The sequence below is a fragment of the Nocardiopsis sp. TRM 82005 genome (assembly GCF_056312425.1).
The window spans coordinates 231,183-247,967 of the sequence record NZ_JBWDTQ010000010.1 but is presented as its reverse complement, the minus strand read 5'-3'; the positions used below and the strand labels follow the sequence as shown (position 1 = coordinate 247,967).

13 protein-coding genes are annotated in these 16,785 nt (G+C 69.1%); 5 read left to right on the top strand and 8 right to left on the bottom strand.

The window, feature by feature from the left end:
- Window positions 1-315: 315 nt before the first annotated feature.
- Both AC0T5L_RS07465 and AC0T5L_RS07460 read right to left on the bottom strand, forming a co-directional pair.
- Complete coding sequence (locus AC0T5L_RS07465; RefSeq protein ID WP_476164648.1) at window positions 316-1,191, bottom strand: hypothetical protein; 876 nt, start codon at window positions 1,189-1,191, stop codon at window positions 316-318.
- Between the two features lie 87 nt (window positions 1,192-1,278).
- Complete coding sequence (locus AC0T5L_RS07460; RefSeq protein ID WP_476164647.1) at window positions 1,279-2,373, bottom strand: VldE C-terminal domain-containing protein; 1,095 nt, start codon at window positions 2,371-2,373, stop codon at window positions 1,279-1,281.
- 436 nt (window positions 2,374-2,809) lie between these two features.
- Here AC0T5L_RS07460 and AC0T5L_RS07455 point away from each other — a divergent pair, with 436 nt between their 5' ends.
- Window positions 2,810-3,817, top strand: coding sequence for a hypothetical protein (locus AC0T5L_RS07455; protein WP_476164646.1), 1,008 nt, complete (start codon window positions 2,810-2,812; stop codon window positions 3,815-3,817).
- A gap of 67 nt (window positions 3,818-3,884) precedes the next feature.
- Here the strand turns inward: AC0T5L_RS07455 and AC0T5L_RS07450 are convergent, their stop codons facing one another.
- From AC0T5L_RS07450 to AC0T5L_RS07430, 5 genes are all read right to left on the bottom strand, one after another.
- Window positions 3,885-6,317, bottom strand: a complete 2,433-nt coding sequence (locus AC0T5L_RS07450) for a glycosyltransferase family 4 protein (protein ID WP_476164645.1) — start codon at window positions 6,315-6,317, stop codon at window positions 3,885-3,887.
- A gap of 359 nt (window positions 6,318-6,676) precedes the next feature.
- Window positions 6,677-7,348, bottom strand: a complete 672-nt coding sequence (locus AC0T5L_RS07445; protein ID WP_476164644.1) for an aggregation-promoting factor C-terminal-like domain-containing protein — start codon at window positions 7,346-7,348, stop codon at window positions 6,677-6,679.
- A 27-nt stretch (window positions 7,349-7,375) separates the two neighbouring features.
- Window positions 7,376-7,909 carry a hypothetical protein gene (locus AC0T5L_RS07440; protein ID WP_476164643.1) on the bottom strand — a complete coding sequence of 178 codons (534 nt, stop codon included), beginning with the start codon at window positions 7,907-7,909 and terminating at the stop codon, window positions 7,376-7,378.
- Between the two features lie 11 nt (window positions 7,910-7,920).
- A complete protein-coding gene (locus AC0T5L_RS07435) occupies window positions 7,921-9,072 on the bottom strand; it encodes an OmpA family protein (RefSeq protein WP_476164642.1) in 1,152 nt (383 codons plus the stop codon).
- Entirely contained in the window at window positions 9,038-9,259 is a 222-nt protein-coding gene (locus AC0T5L_RS07430) for a hypothetical protein (RefSeq protein ID WP_476164641.1), read from the bottom strand. The genes AC0T5L_RS07435 and AC0T5L_RS07430 overlap by 35 nt, the downstream gene beginning before the upstream one ends.
- A 622-nt stretch (window positions 9,260-9,881) precedes the next feature.
- Here AC0T5L_RS07430 and AC0T5L_RS07425 point away from each other — a divergent pair.
- On the top strand, window positions 9,882-11,042 hold the full coding sequence (locus AC0T5L_RS07425) for a TIGR04222 domain-containing membrane protein (protein WP_476164640.1): 1,161 nt from the start codon (window positions 9,882-9,884) through the stop codon (window positions 11,040-11,042).
- A gap of 166 nt (window positions 11,043-11,208) precedes the next feature.
- On the opposite strand, the gene AC0T5L_RS07420 is transcribed toward AC0T5L_RS07425, so the two are convergent.
- Window positions 11,209-12,216 (bottom strand): LLM class flavin-dependent oxidoreductase, encoded by a 1,008-nt coding sequence (locus AC0T5L_RS07420; protein WP_476164639.1) that lies wholly within the window; start codon window positions 12,214-12,216, stop codon window positions 11,209-11,211.
- A 181-nt stretch (window positions 12,217-12,397) separates the two neighbouring features.
- Between AC0T5L_RS07420 and AC0T5L_RS07415 the strand changes: the two genes are divergently transcribed.
- The 3 genes from AC0T5L_RS07415 to AC0T5L_RS07405 all read left to right on the top strand — a co-directional run bounded on the left by AC0T5L_RS07415 (window position 12,398) and on the right by AC0T5L_RS07405 (window position 16,768).
- A complete protein-coding gene (locus AC0T5L_RS07415) occupies window positions 12,398-12,757 on the top strand; it encodes an ArsR/SmtB family transcription factor (RefSeq protein ID WP_476164638.1) in 360 nt (119 codons plus the stop codon).
- 403 nt (window positions 12,758-13,160) lie between these two features.
- Entirely contained in the window at window positions 13,161-15,182 is a 2,022-nt protein-coding gene (locus AC0T5L_RS07410) for a serine/threonine-protein kinase (protein ID WP_476164637.1), read from the top strand.
- A gap of 659 nt (window positions 15,183-15,841) precedes the next feature.
- Complete coding sequence (locus AC0T5L_RS07405; RefSeq protein ID WP_476164636.1) at window positions 15,842-16,768, top strand: nitroreductase/quinone reductase family protein; 927 nt, start codon at window positions 15,842-15,844, stop codon at window positions 16,766-16,768.
- Window positions 16,769-16,785: the final 17 nt, after the last annotated feature.

Sequence of the window (16,785 nt, the reverse complement as noted above, 5' to 3'; positions counted from 1 at the left end):
TGTGGCCCCGCCGTCGCCTGTCCCGGCCCCGTCACCGGGAGGGCGATCTCCAGGACCTTCGCCGGAAGCACCGTCGCCCCGGGGTGAGGCGCCCACCGGGCCGCCGACGTCGGCGGGGCCCGCGGCGGCGTCCAGGATCCGGTGTACGGCGCCGCGCAACCCCTGGGGGAGGGGCTCCAGCGGCCCGTACGCGGTGGCCGCCACGAGGAGGGACGCCACGACCAGGAGCAGGGCCGCGTACTCCGGTAGGGCGTTGCCCCGGTCCACGTCATGCACCTCCTTCCTCCTGGGCAGCGGTAGCGGGGACCGTGCACGTCAGCCCGTGCGGTGGTCGAACAGCCGGGGAGGGGCCTTCTCGTAGGCGCGCACACGGGCGCGGACGCGCCCCAGGCGCTCGGGAGGGCAGGACCAGCCCCGCCGGGTGAGCGTGTCCAGGATCCGCCGCAGCAGCCGTTCCGGGCGGCACTGGAGGTCGTACACGCTGGCCGGGACCACCTCCCAGCCCCGCGCCCGCATGGCGGTGTAACGGAGCCTGTCGCTGGCCAGCGCCGGTGGCGAGGAGTGGAACTCCAGGCCGTCGTACTCCAGCGCCACCCTCTGGTCGGGCCAGCCGAGGTCGGCGTGGAACAGGCCCTCGTCGGTGACCACCGGGCACTGAGGGACGGGCGGGGGCAGGTGCGCCTCCAGGACCAGTGCCCGGGTCCAGGACTCGGCGGGCGACCGGCTCAGCTCCGAGGAGTAGCGCAGGGCGGTCCGCAGCTGACGGAGCTGGTGCCCGGAACGGGGCCGGTACGTGGCGCCGACCAGTTCCCGCCTGGTGACCAGCCCCCGGGAGAGGAAGGCGTCGAGGCGGGCCGTGGCCATGAACACCGAGGGCGCGCGGGCGGCCACGTCGGCGGCGGTGCGCGCCGGCGTGGTGATCCGCACGCCCTCCACCACGGTGCGGTCCGCCGCGGACACGGGATCGCGGTGGGCGATGACCGGCGTGCCGCCCGTCCGTACGCCCCGGGGGAGCGACACGTGCGGCCGGGCCCGGGTGGCGCGGACACCGGACGGGTACAGGTCCACGCCCCACACGTAGGAGGCGGTGACGTCGCAGGTGACCGCGTCGGAGGAGAGCGGGCCCACGATGGGGGCGAGGGCGCGCAGGAGGAGGGAACGATCGGGGAGCGTATGACCACGGACTGTCATACTCCCAGGTTCGGCGCCTCGCGGGGTTCCGGCAAGGCCCTTCCCGAGCCTGTGGACGACCCCTGGCCCCACGGGCGGAGACGGGGGTCAGCGCATGGGCCCGTCGCCCGCCGCCAGGTGGATGTGGTCGACGTGGTTCTGCGTGTTGCTCTCTCTGTCCTCCATGGGGCGCCGCACGCTCATCCACGGCCCCACCGGGTCCCCCCTGGTCGCGTTCCAGATGTGATGGTCGTAGATGACACCCTTGACCCCGAGCTGCCGGGCGTTCTGGATCACCCAGTCGATCACCTGGACGGCGGTCGACTGCATTTCGCCGGTGGGGACCTCGCCCAGGTTCGCCATCATGTAGTCCACGGCCTCGCCGGTGTGGTGGTCGCTTCCCGGTTCGGTGCGCTGTCCGCCCGCGGAGATGTAGAAGCCGTCGAACTCGGTGTGGAGACGTTTGTGCACGGCGCACATGGTCGGGTGCAGCGTCCCGAGGGACGAACAGTCCACCATCGGCCCTCCTCCGAAGCTGATACTCGGATCGAACTTGTAGCGGCCCTCCTGGTCGACCAGGTGCACCTCGACCAGCCGCTTGGCGGCGCCGGCGTCGGTGACCGGCCCGCCGTCGCAGACCAGGTCGCCCTGGTCGCGTCCGCACTGGGAGGGGATCCGGACGATGGCGATGGCCGACGCGTTGCCGACCACGGTGTCGGTCTCGTCCTCGGTCCCGTCGCAGACCACGTCGTTCCAGGGCCGGGAGCCGTCCTCCTCCAGCTCCTTCTGGCACACGGCGCCGCGCACCTCCACGCGCACGATGTTGCCGTTGCGCCCCATGACGTTGTCGCTGGCGCGGATGTCGGTGAGCACCGCCCCGTTGGCCCGGGCGTACTCATCGGCGCGCGCCTCGGCGACCTCCTCGTCGAACCACGGCATGGGGTACACGCCGTTGACGATGTCCTGCGCGGCCTGGTCCTGTAGAGCGCTCACCGCGGCCAGCGCGGCGGCGTCGGCCGCGGTCTGGGCCTGTGACCGCGAGTCGTTGGCGGCACCGACCCGCACGAACAGCAGGGTCAGAGCCAGCAGGGCCAGGGTGAGCCCGAACAGGAGCAGGATGTTGGCCTGCCCGTCGTCGTCACGGCCCATGAGGCGCCGTCGAGGCCGTGGGGTCGGGTGGGAGGGGATCCTTCGCAGTCCCATGCCTTGTCCGTGGGGGTGGGGGTGCTTGCGGGGCGGGGAGCGGGGGTCGTCGGGGACGGGGCGCGTGTGCGTGGCAGAAGGGCGACACCCCGCCTGACGCAGCTTAGCCGGGCATACTGGGAATCGGTAGAGCCTGTGGACGGATGCCGCGTCCGGTGGGACGTGTGGGAGGTCCCACGCCCGTTGATCTTGTACTTATAGCGAGGTTGGACCGTCGAGCCGCGCTATAAGTACAAGATCACGCTGGACAGAAGCGGCCTGGCGAACCTTCGTGGTCACCGTATTAGAGACCGGATTTGGGGGTTTCTGCCGAGTTGTCCATCCGGAACCGGTGCGCACGCAGGAGTATGGACCCTGGCCGGTGCAAGCCGCGTGGGGAACACCGCGGTGCCCGGCCGACGAACCCACCCGCCGCGTATGAAGTGAAGGCGAGAACATGAGCGCCCGAAAAGCGATGTCCCCCATCGAACAGGACGAGTTCCTCCGTCGGATCGGGACGGACCTGCTCAGATCGGCCCCCGAGGACTGGGCCAAGCTCCGGCTCGTGTACTCGGGGCTCGGGGACCGCGAGACGGCCCGCTTCGAGGTGATGTTCGAGGACGGGCGCAGCACCGGCTGGGTTCCGCCGCTGAGTGCCCTGGACCGGCTGCGGGAGATGCGCGCGGGGATGTACACCGCCGGAACGGGCACCTGGTACACGGCCTACTACGAGATCGAGCGGCCCGGAAGCTACCGGATCCGGTACGACTACGAGAACGAACCCCACTTCGACGACCCCCGGGAGGACGAGCTTCGAGGCGACGCCGACCACGTGCTCGACATGGAGCGCTTCCCCCGCGACGACGCGCACGTTCCCGACTGGCTGCGGGAACGCCTGGAGGGGGACCGCGTGCCCGGGACGGCGCCGGAGAGCGCCTCTCCCTGGAGCCTGCTGGCCGCGGCCCCGAGCCCCTCCGCCCGGTCGGGGATCTCGCCCGGAGACATGACCCCCGAAGAGATGATGGACACCGTCCAGGAGATCGTGGACCGCACGGTCGCGTCGGTCCGCGGCCAGTGGAGCGAGATCGTCATCGACTACAAGGGGCTCGTCGGGGTGTCCTCGTCCCGGGTGACGGTGCGCGGAGCGGAGGGCGACACCGGGTGGGAGCTGCTTCTGCCGGAGGTCGGACACATGCTGGACCGGTTGCGCACGGGGATGTACCAGCCGGGGAAGGGGACGTGGTTCACCGCCCGGTTCACGGTGAGCGAGTCGCGGGAGATCGGAGCGCACTTCGACCACGACGCCCCGCCCGAGTTCGACTTCGAGCCCGACCCCCGCAGTTTCCACCAGGACATCCAGCACTTCCCGCGTAGTTCCGACCACCTTCCGGACTGGCTGCTGGACCGGCTCGGCCTCGCCCAGCGCATGATCCGCACCGGGGAGGAGCAGAGGCACGGAACGTGACGGTCGAGGGTGGAGGGCGGTGAAGCGGGGAGCCGTGGCCGGCCGGAGCGTGTCCGCCGGACACGACCTAGCGCAGCCGCCGACGGACGGCCTCCATCAGGTGGACGTCGGCGACGGTGACATGGAGGTCGCCGTTGCCGAGCGGCGCCACGGTCACCGAACGCACGTAGGGGCCGTGGTCCCAGCGGCGCGCGGTGCGCACCGGGACGGCCTTGGCGCCCAGGCGGCCCAGGGCCCCGGCGGGCCCCGCCAGCAGCCGCAGCTGCCACGACGCCCGGACCGCGGAGACACCCTCGTGCTCCGCGCGGTCCAGCAGCGGCAGGGTCCCCGTCAGGCGGCTGCCCTCCTGCGCGCGGACGGGGTCGGCCCGCAGCGGGAAGCGCTGGCCCGCGGCGGTGCCGCGCACCACCTCCACCGCGTACTCCGCGTCATCGGGGAGCGAGGAGAACAGACGCACCTCGAACCGGAGTCCGCGTCCCGGGTGCCCTGTCGAGTGCACCCGCACGTCGTCCACCTCCAGGGTCGGCGCCAGCGTCGATGTCTTCAGGCCCAGTCGGTCGTTGACGGTGTAGTAGGGCTGCACCCGCGAACCACACCCGCGTTCCCGCACCACCTTCTGGGCCGGGTACTTGATGATCTTCTTGTATCCCGCCACACCGGACAGGTGCCGGCCCACCGTGCACTCGGTCCCGTCGGAGAGCACCAGGCGCAGCTCCCATTTCTCCGACTCCCCGTCCCGGTCGCGGACCACGGCCTCGGGATCGACGACCGCGGTGAACCGGCCGTCGCCCCGCACCGGGGCGGGGAACTCCCGCATGGCCCGGGGCGGGGTGCGCAGCCGTACCGTCAGGCACGCGCGATCGTCCGGCGCGTGCTGCCCCAGTACCAGGCCCCGCACAGTGATCAGCCCGTCGGCCGACTCCACGTGCTCCACCTCGGCGTGGTGCGCCGACCGGCGCGCGTGCAGCACCAGACAGCCCTTGGCCGAGCGCGCGGGCACCACCAGTGCCAGCTGCTCGACTCCGTCCGGGGCGAGTGGAAAACCGTGCTGGTGGATCTCCACGTCATGGATCGGGGTCTCCTGGTCGCCGTCGGCCCGGAGTACCTCCCACGTGCACACGGCCAGGCCCTCGCGCCGGGCGTCCACGACCGCGGTACCGGAACCGTCCACCTCCAGCTCCACCCTCTGTCCGGGCCGGGCCAGTACCACCCGGTCGGGCGGGTCGGGAAACGACAGCACCGCGGTCCCGTCCGCACCGGCCCGCACACGGCATGCGGCGGGCGGCTCAGGACGCGGCGCGGGCACCGGCGATTTCGGCGGCGGCACGGGGCGGCCGCTCAGGCCCGAGAACAGCTCCTCGTGCCGCAGCACGACGTTGGCCGGGTCGAAGCGCTCGGAGTCCAGCAGGGCGGCGGACGACATCCGGCGGCGGAGTCCGTCGTCGGCCATCAGCTTCGCCATGCCCTCGGCGATCCCCGAGGCGGACTTGTTCGGTACCAGCAGTCCGTCCTCGTGGTCGCGGATGATCGACGCCGGTCCGTGCGGGCAGTCGGTGCTCACCACCGGAAGACCCGACCGCATCGCCTCCACGATCGTCATACCGAACGGCTCCTCGCTGGAGGTCGCCGCCGCGAACGCGCCCTGGGCCCAGACCTCCTCCACGCGCGGGTGCGCCCCCATCAACCACACCCGGTCCTGAAGCCCCAACGACCTCACCAGCCGTGCCAGTGAGGCGCGCTGGTTGCCGCGCCCGTAGATGCGCAGGGTCCAGTCGGGGAAATCGTCGCTGACCATGGAGAACGCCTGTACCAGGAGGTCGTGCCGTTTGCTGGGGGCGAGTCTTGAGGCGGAGACGACGGTGTGTGTGTTGCGGCCGTCGGCGGTGAAGGGCGGCGCGGGCACCGAGTTCGGGATGGACAGAACGTGCACGTTCGGCAGCGACATCCGTTGGCGGTAGGTGCGCGCGTCGGCCTCGGTCACCGTCACGAACGCGTCCAGGTGCGGGTACTCGGTCTCCATCACCCGGCGTATCGGCTCGGAGTGCTGGCCGTAGGTCAGGTGCTCCTGCCCCACCTTCACCACCCGTCGCGGCGCGGCCCGGGCGATCGCCACGTTCAACCCGGGCCGGGTGCCCACGACCACGTCGGCGTCGGTGGTGGCCAGGTACTCCTCCAGCCGGTCGTCGGTCAGGCGGCTGTGTGCGGGGCCGCGCATGTCCTCCGGGGGGAAGAGCAACGGGGGCATACCGGCCCTCGGCGAGCCCTCGTACAGCGGACGGCCCTCGGCCCCCGCGCCGTCGCGGCTGTCGTGGTCGCGCACGTCGACGAGCGGGACCAGGCGTACCTGGGCGGGCACGGGCAGAACGGGTTCCGCGCGGTGCCGGAACACCGAGACGATCTCGACCTCGTGCCGCGCGGACAGCGCCGTCGCCTGGTTGGCGACGGTACGGACGGTCCCGCCGATCCCGTACATGTCGTTGATCAGATAGGCGATCTTCACAAAGCCCCCGTGTACTCCGTGCCGTCCCGTGCCCCCACGGGACGGCAGCGTTGCCCGTTCTCCGCGCCCGGGTCCCTGTCGGGGAGGGCACGGGGAATGACGAACAGGCTATGGACGTCGCTTAGAGGAAAATGCCCCTTATGCCGGGTAAGTCCACAAGATTTACGAGCCTCTGTGTGGGTTTTGCGGAAATTTCACACGACGCGAAAGCGACACGCCCGGAGTCAGGGACGGTGTTCGTGTAGGAGAGCACGCCACAGGCGGTGAACGGGCGGGATCGTGGCGCGCGGGGAGGTCGGCGGCGGGGGAGCGGGCCGAAGGGGGAGTGGACCCGGCGGGTGGGCCGGTGAACGGGTCCGTCAGTAGCTCCCGGCGCCCTCCCAGTACGCCCAAGCGACGCAGGGGGTCCCGTGGGCCTCCTCGATGTGGTTCAGCCCCCAGTCGATCTGAACCGACGGGCTCTCCCGGAACCCGGGAGGCATGGTGCCGTGCAGGGCCGGATTGAACCCGGAGATGCCGTTGTCACCGGTCGTGGAGTTGACGAGCGTGTGGTCCCAGTGGGAGATGGTGCCCCAGAGGTTCTTCAGGCACTCCCACTCGTTCTCTTCCCAGCCCTTGGCCGCGGCCCTGTTCATGGCGGTGTTCTCGTTCTCCAGGGCATTGGAGTCGTCACCGCCCCACTCGTACTCCTCGGGCTCCTCCGGCCGGTCCGCGTCCACCCACGTGTCGTCACCGCAGCCGGGCCCCTCGACCAGGCAGACCATCTGCCGCACCCCGTTGTTGAAGGTCTGGCTGAGTTCGAGCTGGTAGACCGCGACCATGATCGCCGCGACCAGGACGGTGACCGCCGCCAGTTCGACGAACGCCGCGCCGCGGTCCCGCAGCGGCCCCCGGGGGCGCAGCCAACGGAGGGCACGCTCGGCCCGGCGTCGGGCCCGAGGCGGTCTGGTGCGGTCGTCGGTCCGCCCAGGCGGCCCGGTGGGGGAGGGCCGTCGGGAGTCCCCGAGTGCGGGGCGGTGGGGGGTGGGCAACGCCGCCTCCTACGGATCTGTGGAGGTTCAGGAGATGGGGATGTCTTTGATGGGCTCGAAGTTGGGGATCTCGATCGTCACTGCGTCGATGTCATCAGGCACAGAGAAGAGAGACCAGTAAGCGATTTTTTCCTCAGGGTTCAGTGTCCCGATGAACTCGTTACTGCTTTCCCCGGAGCAAAGGCAGGACCCGTCTCCGTCCATGATCGGGTGGTATCGAGTTCCTTCTTCCGGGGTCATGATGGTCACCCCGGCAAAGTTCTGCCCTGTGTAGAGATAAGAACCATCCTTGAGCCAGGCTAGACCTTCTTGGCCATTCCCTGTGTTCTCGATGCTCCAGGTGATGGATAAGAAAGTTGATGCTTCGTCTCTTTTGGCTTCGTGGACTTCGGCAGTTAGATTGGTTGACACATCAGCGTTGCCCTGAGTGGTTCCAAGTGAATCAAGATTCTCTGTTCGAGGAACAGGTGAGGCAGCGCTGACTCCTGTTGACATAGCAAAGGTGGCTCCTGCAGCCAAAGAAATAAGTCCGAGTTTATGGGGAGGCTTCTGTATTTGCATTGTTGTCTCCATTACTTCTCGAACGTGACACTGACTCGGCGGTTGCGCTCTCGGCCTTCTTCGGTGGCGTTATCTCCAATGGGGTCTGCTGACCCATGACCCTCGACCTCGAAGGTGACTCCTTCTCTAGTGACGAGGTCGGACAGAACTGACTCAACAATTTCAGCACGTTCCTGAGACAGTGGGATATTGACTGAGTCAGACCCGGTGTTGTCAGCGTAGCCATCGATACTCACTACGGGGGATTTTGCGTCGTTGATTTCTGTGGCGACTTGGTCGATAATATCCTGCGCATCCGGATTGAGGTCGGCGCTGTTTATCTCGAAGAGGACGTCGGAGGAGAGAATGATGCTTACCTCATCTCCACTTTCGGTGCGTCCAGTGTTGTCCTCGGTGTCATTTGAGATCATGGTCATGGGGATAATTTCAGGATCGGAAAGTCCTGAATTCTCCAGAGTTTCTGAAGAGTTGCTTATCGGTACGTCAAAAATTGGGGGAGTGAGCGGTGTTGTGACTGTCATTGACTCAACGTCTGTTGGTGGTTGAGGGAAGATGACCCACATGTCAGCGCTTCCGCCGGCGGGAATGTTTTCGTTGAGTTTAGAGCAGAAGCAGGAGCCATTATTCTGGTTGAAGCTTAGGTGCCGAGTCTGGTTCTTTGGGTCTAGCAGGGTTATTCTGTTGGCGGTGTAAGGATTTTCAAAATCACTTAATCCGTCCTGGAGGAAATAATCTGATTCAGAGTTGTTTGTTGCTCCGATTCGAAGTCTTAGGAGATTGTTTCCTACTTTTTCGAGGGCATGGATGTCAATCTGATAGTCTCCGCCGATTGATGTGGAAGAAGTTGTGCTGCTGGCGATAATTTCCTTTTCTGTGCTGTCTGGTTGTGAAGAAGGGCTTGTGTTGGGTTCACCTGTTTGGCTGGATTTGCTGCCCTCATTGTCTGAGGTGTCTGGAGGATTGACGACGCAACCGGAGGCGAGGAGAAAGGCCGCAGTTGCTGAGGCTCCTGTGATTATGAGGGAGTTCTTGCGCTTCTTTTGAGAAGATCGATGTTCTATATTCAAATCCTTCTTGGCTTCCTGGGGTGGTTTTGATATTCGCTTTCCGCCCTTCAGGATGCTTTTTCTATTCGGGGGTTTGGGGGCCACGAAGAACACCATCGACAGCTCCTCTAATCCCACTGCTGATGCTTTCGGCAAGGCCTAGTTGGTAGACCGCAAAAGCAATAGCGGCAACAAGTAGCACCACGGCGGCGTACTCGACTATCCCGGCGCCCTTGTCATCCTTCTTGGAGGTTGGCACAAGGAAGGCGCTGAGCGTCACCCAGAGCTTGGTCAAGCTGTTCACGGGGCTGACTCCTTGGAGGAGGGGGTCTTGGGGCACCACATCTCTGCGGTCTCTGGGCAGTGAACCCTTGGACGGGCCCGCCGGGGGTTTGCGCGGGAGGCGCGTGTTCACCGAATCCCACTATCCGACACGAACACCGATGCCAGCCCGGCTCCTGACCGGATGTGGCCATCTTTTCTCAGGATGCCCCATGGAACCCGAGGCCACACGTTATCCACAGGGCTTGGTGAATGCCCAGGTGAAACCGAGTAGCCAGGTGGATACGCTGTCACGCTTCCTCGCCGCGGGAATCACGTTTGGTGTTCGACGGATCACCATGATGGCATGTGCGCTGTCGAAGCGCCATGGCCGGTAGGAGGATGCCGGGCCATCCTGTACGTGTTCGGTGCGCTGGTGTTGGATGGTGCCTTGGCCGTGACAGGACCATGGGCGGGCTCCACCCGACGCGGGTCCCGGGCACATGTCCCTGGCTCCGTTACTCCACCCCCCGTCACCCCGCCCCCATCCCCGCCCCATGACCCCCGCCCCTGGTTCTCAGAGATCCCCACAGCCCCCGGCCGGACAAGTCCCGGGACAAGCACTCCGCCGGACGGCACCGACACAGAAGACGAGAGGTAGTGCCTTGGACGGCAGCGCTGTTCTTTACCTGGTGGCGGCCCTGGTCATGGGACTGGTGGTCGGAGCCGTTCCGCTGGCGGCCGTCCTGCATGGCGGTTTCACCCTCAGGGAGGCACTTCGGGAGGCCGCCGATCCCCGCGATGACCCACCCGACCCGGACGACCTGCACCCGAACAAGCTGGCCCTGCTCGCCGGCGGCCCGGTTCGGGTGGGGGAGGCCGTGGTCATGGACGCCTTCCTGCGCGGCCGTATCCGCCAGCAGTCCTCCGGGGGCTTCTTCACCCTGGTCGGCCGACCCCGCCCCTCCGCCCATGAAAAGGACCTCGCACACCGGGAGATGGTGGCCGCCTTCAAGAACAGTGTCGGCGTCAGCGCCCGCGAGATGGTGAGCCGGGTCGTCACCGGCCGGGGAGTGGAGCGGTTGCGCGTCGATCTCGCCGAGTCGGGTCTGCTCGTGGATTCTCCTCGGCTGCGTCAGGCGCTCCAGGCACGTGCGGAGGTCCCGAAGCTGATCCGGGGGCTGAGGACGGCGTCCCTGCTGGTTGGCGGGGCGGGCTTTCTCTTCTTCCTGGACTCCGGTGGCACCGGCGCCCTCGCCTTCCTCTCCGGAGGGCTGGCCGCCGCTGCCGCTCTGACGGCCGTGCAGGCGGTGCTGACTGCGACCGGAGGGCCCGCCTTGAGCCCCAACACCCCCGCGGGGAACGCGGTGGTCGAACTCGCCAGGCAGAGGTACGGCGTCCTGGAGGCCCAGGCCCATGATGGCCATGCCGCAGACACACACTCCGCCGGGGGAATGACACATGCCCGCGCGGTCCGCCACACGGCCGTCGCCGGGTTCCGGGCACTGCGCGGGGCCGTGCCCCGGAACCGGGACCGCGGGACCTCTCCGGTCCGGCGTTCCACGGGCGCCCACAAGGACCTCTCCACTCCCCTCATCCACATGGGCAGCGCCGACGACACAGGCGGTTCGGGCGGTACGGACTCCGGTTCCGTCTGCCTGGAAGAGATGAGCGCGTTCGCCGACCTCTGTCAGGGCCCGGGCCCGTCCGGCGGCGGATGGGGCGGAGGCTCCTCCTCCGGTGGCTGGGGCGACGGTTTCGGCTCATCCGGTGACGGAGGCGGGTCCGGCTCCGGTGGGGGCGATGGCGGCGGCGGGGGTGCCTGAGACCCGAACCGGCACCCGCATCCCGGCACCAGAAAGCGAGAGCGCCAAAACGCCGGGTGGGGTCGCGCGACCCCACCCGGCGTTCCCGTGCCGGGAGGACGGCGCCCCTGCCTGCCCGCAGTTCGGCGCCGCCACCCTTGATCGTCTCCCGGCTCAGGAGATGGGATCAGCCCTGTTCCGGACGCTTCAGTTCGGCCAGCTCCGCCAGCAGCTCGAACGAACGCAGGCGAGCCGTCTGGTCGTAGATCATCGACGACACCATCAGCTCGTCCGCACCCGTGTCAGTGACGAACAGGTCGAGCTTGCGGCGGACCGTTTCGGGAGAGCCCACGAAGGAGTAACGAAGCATGTGGTCCAGCCGTTCCTTCTCTCCGGGACGCCATGCGGTGTCCAGGCTCTCCACCGGCGCGCGGAGCCGCCCCCGCGCCCCGCGCAGGGTGCCCAGGAACGCCTGTTGCATGGTCGTGAACAGGTACCGGGCCTCCTCGTCGGTGTCGGCGACGAAAGCGTTCACGCCCGCGACGGCGTAGGGCTTGTCCAGCTGTCCGGAGGGCCGGAAGCCCTCCCGGTAGGCCTTCAGGGCCTCGTACAGCGCGTCCGGGGCGAAGTGCGACGCGAACGCGTACGGCAGGCCGAGCTGCGCGGAGAGCTGTGCGCCGAAGAGGCTGGAGCCCAGGATCCACAGCGGCACCCGCAGCCCCTCGCCGGGGACCGCGCGCACGGGTTGGCCGGGGTCGGCGGGCTCGAAGAACCCCTGGAGCTCCTGCACGTCGCTGGGGAAGGTCGCCGACGCGCTGTGGTCGCGGCGCAGCGCCCTCATCGTGCGGGGATCGGTGCCCGGTGCGCGGCCCAGCCCCAGGTCGATCCGGCCCGGGTAGAGCGACTCCAGCGTGCCGAACTGCTCGGCGATCACCAGCGGTGAGTGGTTGGGCAGCATGACACCGCCCGCGCCGATCCTGATGGTGGAGGTTCCCTCGGCGATGAACCCGAGGGAGACGGATGTCGCGGCGCTGGCGATGGCCTGCATGTTGTGGTGCTCGGACAGCCAGAAGCGCTTGTAGCCCAGCCGCTCCACGTGTTGGGCGAGTTCCCGCGCGGAGCGGAGCGCGTCACCGGGGGTGGACCCCTCGGCGATGCTGGCGTGGTCGAGCACCGACAGCGCGACGTTGGACATGGTGGCCCTCTTCCCCTGCTGCGTGGCGGATCCGGCGGCGAGGCCGGGACGGGGATCCTCGTCACCGACTGGCCTGCACGTTCGATGTTCGACGAACATCGAATTACGAAGGTACACTCGCGACTGTCCACGAGCCAAATCCCGTCTGGTCCTGGCCAGGCCCCGTACGAGGAGGACTGCCTTGGCTCCCAGGGAGCACGCGCACCCCGCCCTCCACGAGGTGGAACTGGTCACGGTCCTCGCCGCTCTGGCCGAGCCGACCCGGCTGCGGATCGTGCGAATGCTCGCCGCGATGGAGGGGGAACGGGCGTGGAAGGACATCCACCTGCCCATCGCGCAGTCCACGCTGAGCCACCACCTGAAGATCCTGCGCAACGCCGGCCTGGTGCAGAACCGGACCGAGGGGACGCGGTGCTTCATCTCGCTGCGCGACGAGGAGCTGGAGGGGCGCTTCCCCGGCCTGCTGGATTCGGTCCTGACGTGCCGTGACTCGGTGCACGCCCAGGTCGCGGAAGGGGAACTGTCCGGCGGCGACCGCTAGGGAGCGTTCGGTGGGTGCTGCCCGTCGCGCAGTGGAGCAGGTGTCCGCCGAGCATGCCCCAAGGGTGTGTTCTGTGAATATCGCCCGTCGCGGGGGCAGAGCACGTGTCCGGGGAGCATGCCCCGGAACCCGAGCGCACGGGTCAGCGCCCGGGCACGACCGGACGGTAGCCGTGCCTGGACGCTGACCCTTTCACCGTAATCGTGGTGACCACGGGTGTCAGGAGCTGCGCCCGGCCGCGGGGCGACCTGACCGCAACCGGACTTGTGCAGTCGTGAACCGTTCGGACGCGGAGTATGTGCGGGAATGTACGGTCGGTATTCAACAGATTCGCATACCTGTGGGTCGGTGGCCCGGACCGGCAGGTATTCCCCCGATCCAGGAGAGTGGAAGGCGTCCCCCCATGGCTCCTCACCCGTTGGACTCCCTCCCGCCGCACGTGCGTCCCCTCGCCGACGATGATCCCGCCGAGATCAGCGGTCACCGACTGATCGGCCGCTTGGGCGGTAGCGGCATGGGCGTCGTGTACGCCGCCGTGGCCCCGGACGGGGAGGCGGTCGCCCTCAAGGCCGCCCACGCCGAGTGGGCCCCCGCCGCGGACCCCGACCGGGGAATCACCCTGGTCCGCCACGACCGGGGCGTGTGTGCCGTGGGCGTCAGCGCGAGCGGCTCCCTGCACGGGCGGCCGTGGACGGCGGTCCGCTACCTTCCCGGCCCAGACCTCGGCCGCCACGTGAGCGAGAACGGGCCGCTGCCCGAGCCCGCGCTCCTGGTCCTGGCCGCCGGAACCGCCGAGGCCCTCGCCTCCGTGCACGTCGCGGGAGTACCCCACGGCGACGTCAAACCCGGCAACGTGATCGTGACCCCGGACGGTCCCCGGCTGGTGGACCACGGCATCGCCCGCCAGGTCGACGACGGCGACTCGCGGACCACCGCGGGCAGCCTCGGCTGGCTGGTCCCGGAGCGCTACGCGGGCGCCCCGGCCGACGCCGCCTCCGACGTGTTCTCGTGGGCGTGCCTGGTGGTGATGGCCGCGACCGGGCGGGAGCCGTTCGCCGCGGACGCCTCACCGCAGGAGGCGGCCCGCCAGGCCCGTGAGGACACCGTCGACCTCGCGGGAGTGCCCGAGGGGCTGCGCTCCGTGCTGACCCGGGCGCTGTCGACGGATCCGGCGCTGCGCCCTCCCGCGGAGGAGGCCTACCTGGAGTGCCTGCTGCTGGCGGGCGTGGAGGACAGCGCCACCCGCGACGTGTGGGCGGAACGGCTGCTCGCGCTCATCCGTGAGCACTGGCCGCGCGTGGACGTCGCCCGGCCCCGGCCGGAGGAGTGGGTCAGCGCAGCCCCGGGCCTCGCCGAACGCGGCACCGGAGCCGAGGGGCCCGCGGACGGGGCCGGGCGCCGAACCGGTGGGCGCGTCCGTGGACACCGCCGCGGCGGGTTCCCGGTGCTGGGAGCCGTCGCGGCCGTGCTCCTGGCCGTGGCCGTCGGCGGCGGCTATTTGTTCCTGGACACCCCGGCCGGGGAACCCGACACCACCACGACGGGTTCGGAACCCGGGCCGCCTGAGGAGGACACCGATCCTGAGCAGGAGGAAGAGGCCGGGGAGGCCGGGGAGGCCGCGACCGCCGGGACCGAGCCGCTGAGCGGCATGGACCTGGTGTCGGCGTCACTGGACACCCTCCTGGCCGCCGACTCCTTCGAGCTCACGTTCATCACCTACGCCGGGAACGGCGAGGGCTACGGCCAGCCGCTGCCCGACGACACCGTCACCACGCCCACCTTCTTCGACCGTGTGCTCTACCAGTCGGGGCCGCCAGAGGCGCTGCGCTGGACCAGTACCGTCAGCGGCGCCCGCACCAGCGATCTGGCCGTGGTCGACGGCGACATGCTGCGGGCCGGGAACACCGCGTGGAACGGGCCGCCGACCTGGTACGAGGCGGAGCCCGAGGTACTCGGCTCAGCGGATGCGTTCACCCCGGACGGGGTCGTCGAACCCCTGGTCCGCGCCGCGGAGAGCGGAACCGTCACCGAGGAGGAGGCGGTGGCCTTCACGGCGCCCCCGCCCGCCGAGGACGCCTACGGCCACCTGGGCGGCGAGGTCCCCGACGACGTGCCCGCCGTCCGGGTGGAGGGTGAGTTCTCCGCCTCCGGTGACTCAGGCGAGGCGGACACGGCGTTCGTGCTGGTCGCCACGGAGGACGGGGTTCCGCTGGGTTTCTCCACCGAGGGCGCCGGCGGCTACGCCCTCAACGGGCGCCCGCTCTCCGAAGGCATTCCGAGGTCCTTCCTGGACTCCGCGGCCTCGGAGACGGAACGGTGGTACACCCGGTACACGTTCGTGGGGATGGACGGGGACCCGGACCTGGGTATCCCCGACCCGGAGCAGCTCCGGCCGACGGATGACCTCACCTCGCCCAACGACTGACCTGGGGACTCGGCCCGTGGGAGCATCGCCGGCCGGTCCTCTCCCGTGTCCGTGCCGCACACGAAGCCGCGGACCGTGCCGGTCGGCGTCCCGCACTGCCCCCCCATGGCGCCGGATCCGCCGGGTGGCGTATGGTGGCGCCGTGTCGCGTGCCACCGACCAAAGAGAAGTGGGCCGGTCGGTAGGTATGGAGGCACCTTGACCATCGGGGAGCGCACTGTGAGTACACACACCGCGGACCGCGTTTAGGGCGTGTTTTCTGGGGCGTTCCGCGCTCGCGACCCTCTCGCCGCGCCGCTGACGCTTGCGAAGCACGACCAGGCTGAGCTGCGCGCCACGTCTTGCGAGAGACGGCCGGGCCCCCGCTGTGCGATCCTGCCGAGCCTGCGAGGCGGCGCGCAGTAGGGGAGATGGCCGCCCGCGAGGATCGGCTCCGCCGATACGGGCGAAAGCGTCCAGAAAAACACTCCCTAGCCGTTCCCGAGGCGTCGGCCTGAGCCGCGCCCGAACGCACCGGCATCCATCGCGGCCTCCCCGAACCCCGTTCCCGGCCACACCCGGGTCCACCGTCATGTCCGTCCGCCGCCCGTGCTCCGGCCCGGGCCGCCGCGGACGTCCTCGGGGACGGTCGCGCCCAAGACCACACCCCAAGGAGACACATGACCGAGAACCCGCACATTCGATCCGAACCACACGTCAGCGACTTCAACATCCCGGTGGTGGAGGAGTTCCGCGCCAACGGCGGCCGCGTCGGCGGCGTGTTCGAGGGCGGCGACCTGCTGCTGCTCACCACCGTCGGCGCCAGGTCCGGCCGTGAGCACACCACCCCGCTCGGCTACGTCCGCATCGCGGATCGGCTGCTGGTCATCGGCTCCGCGGGCGGATCGGACCGTCACCCCGCCTGGTACCGCAACCTGCTCGCCTATCCCATGGTGCGGGTGGAGCTGGGTACCGAGGAGTTCGGCGCCGTCGCCGTGCCCGCTGAGGGCGCCGAACGGGACCGGCTGTTCGCCGAGGCCGTGCGCCGGCTACCGGGCTATGGCGACTACCAGGCCGGGACCGACCGCGTCCTGCCGGTCGTGGCCCTGGAGCGCCCCTACGTTGAGAGCGCCGAGGCCGCCAACCTCGCTGACAAGCTCGTCGAGGTGCACACCTGGCTGCGCGGACAGCTCGGGCACGTGCGTGCCGAGGCGGACGCCTACCTCGCTGAGCGCTCCGCACGAACGAACGGGGACGGACCGCCGCCGCCCGGGATCAACCTGCAACTGCGCCAGCACTGCCTGGCCTTCTGCGAGTCCCTGCACTTTCACCACACCAGCGAGGAGTTCATGTTTCCGCACCTGGGGGAGCGTGAGCCGCACCTGGAGCGGACGCTGGACCGGCTGCGCGAGGAGCACCGCACTGTGGAACGGCTCCGCGGTGAGCTGGAGGCGCTCATCGCGGACCTGACCACCGTCGACCCCACGAGGTTCCGCGAGGAGGTGGAGCGGATGACCCGGGAGCTGGAGGCGCACCTGGACTACGAGGAGACCGAGCTGTTTCCGACCCTGGCCGCCATCCCCTTCCCGCCCGGTGACACTCCCTAGCCGTACCGGCCCCGGGA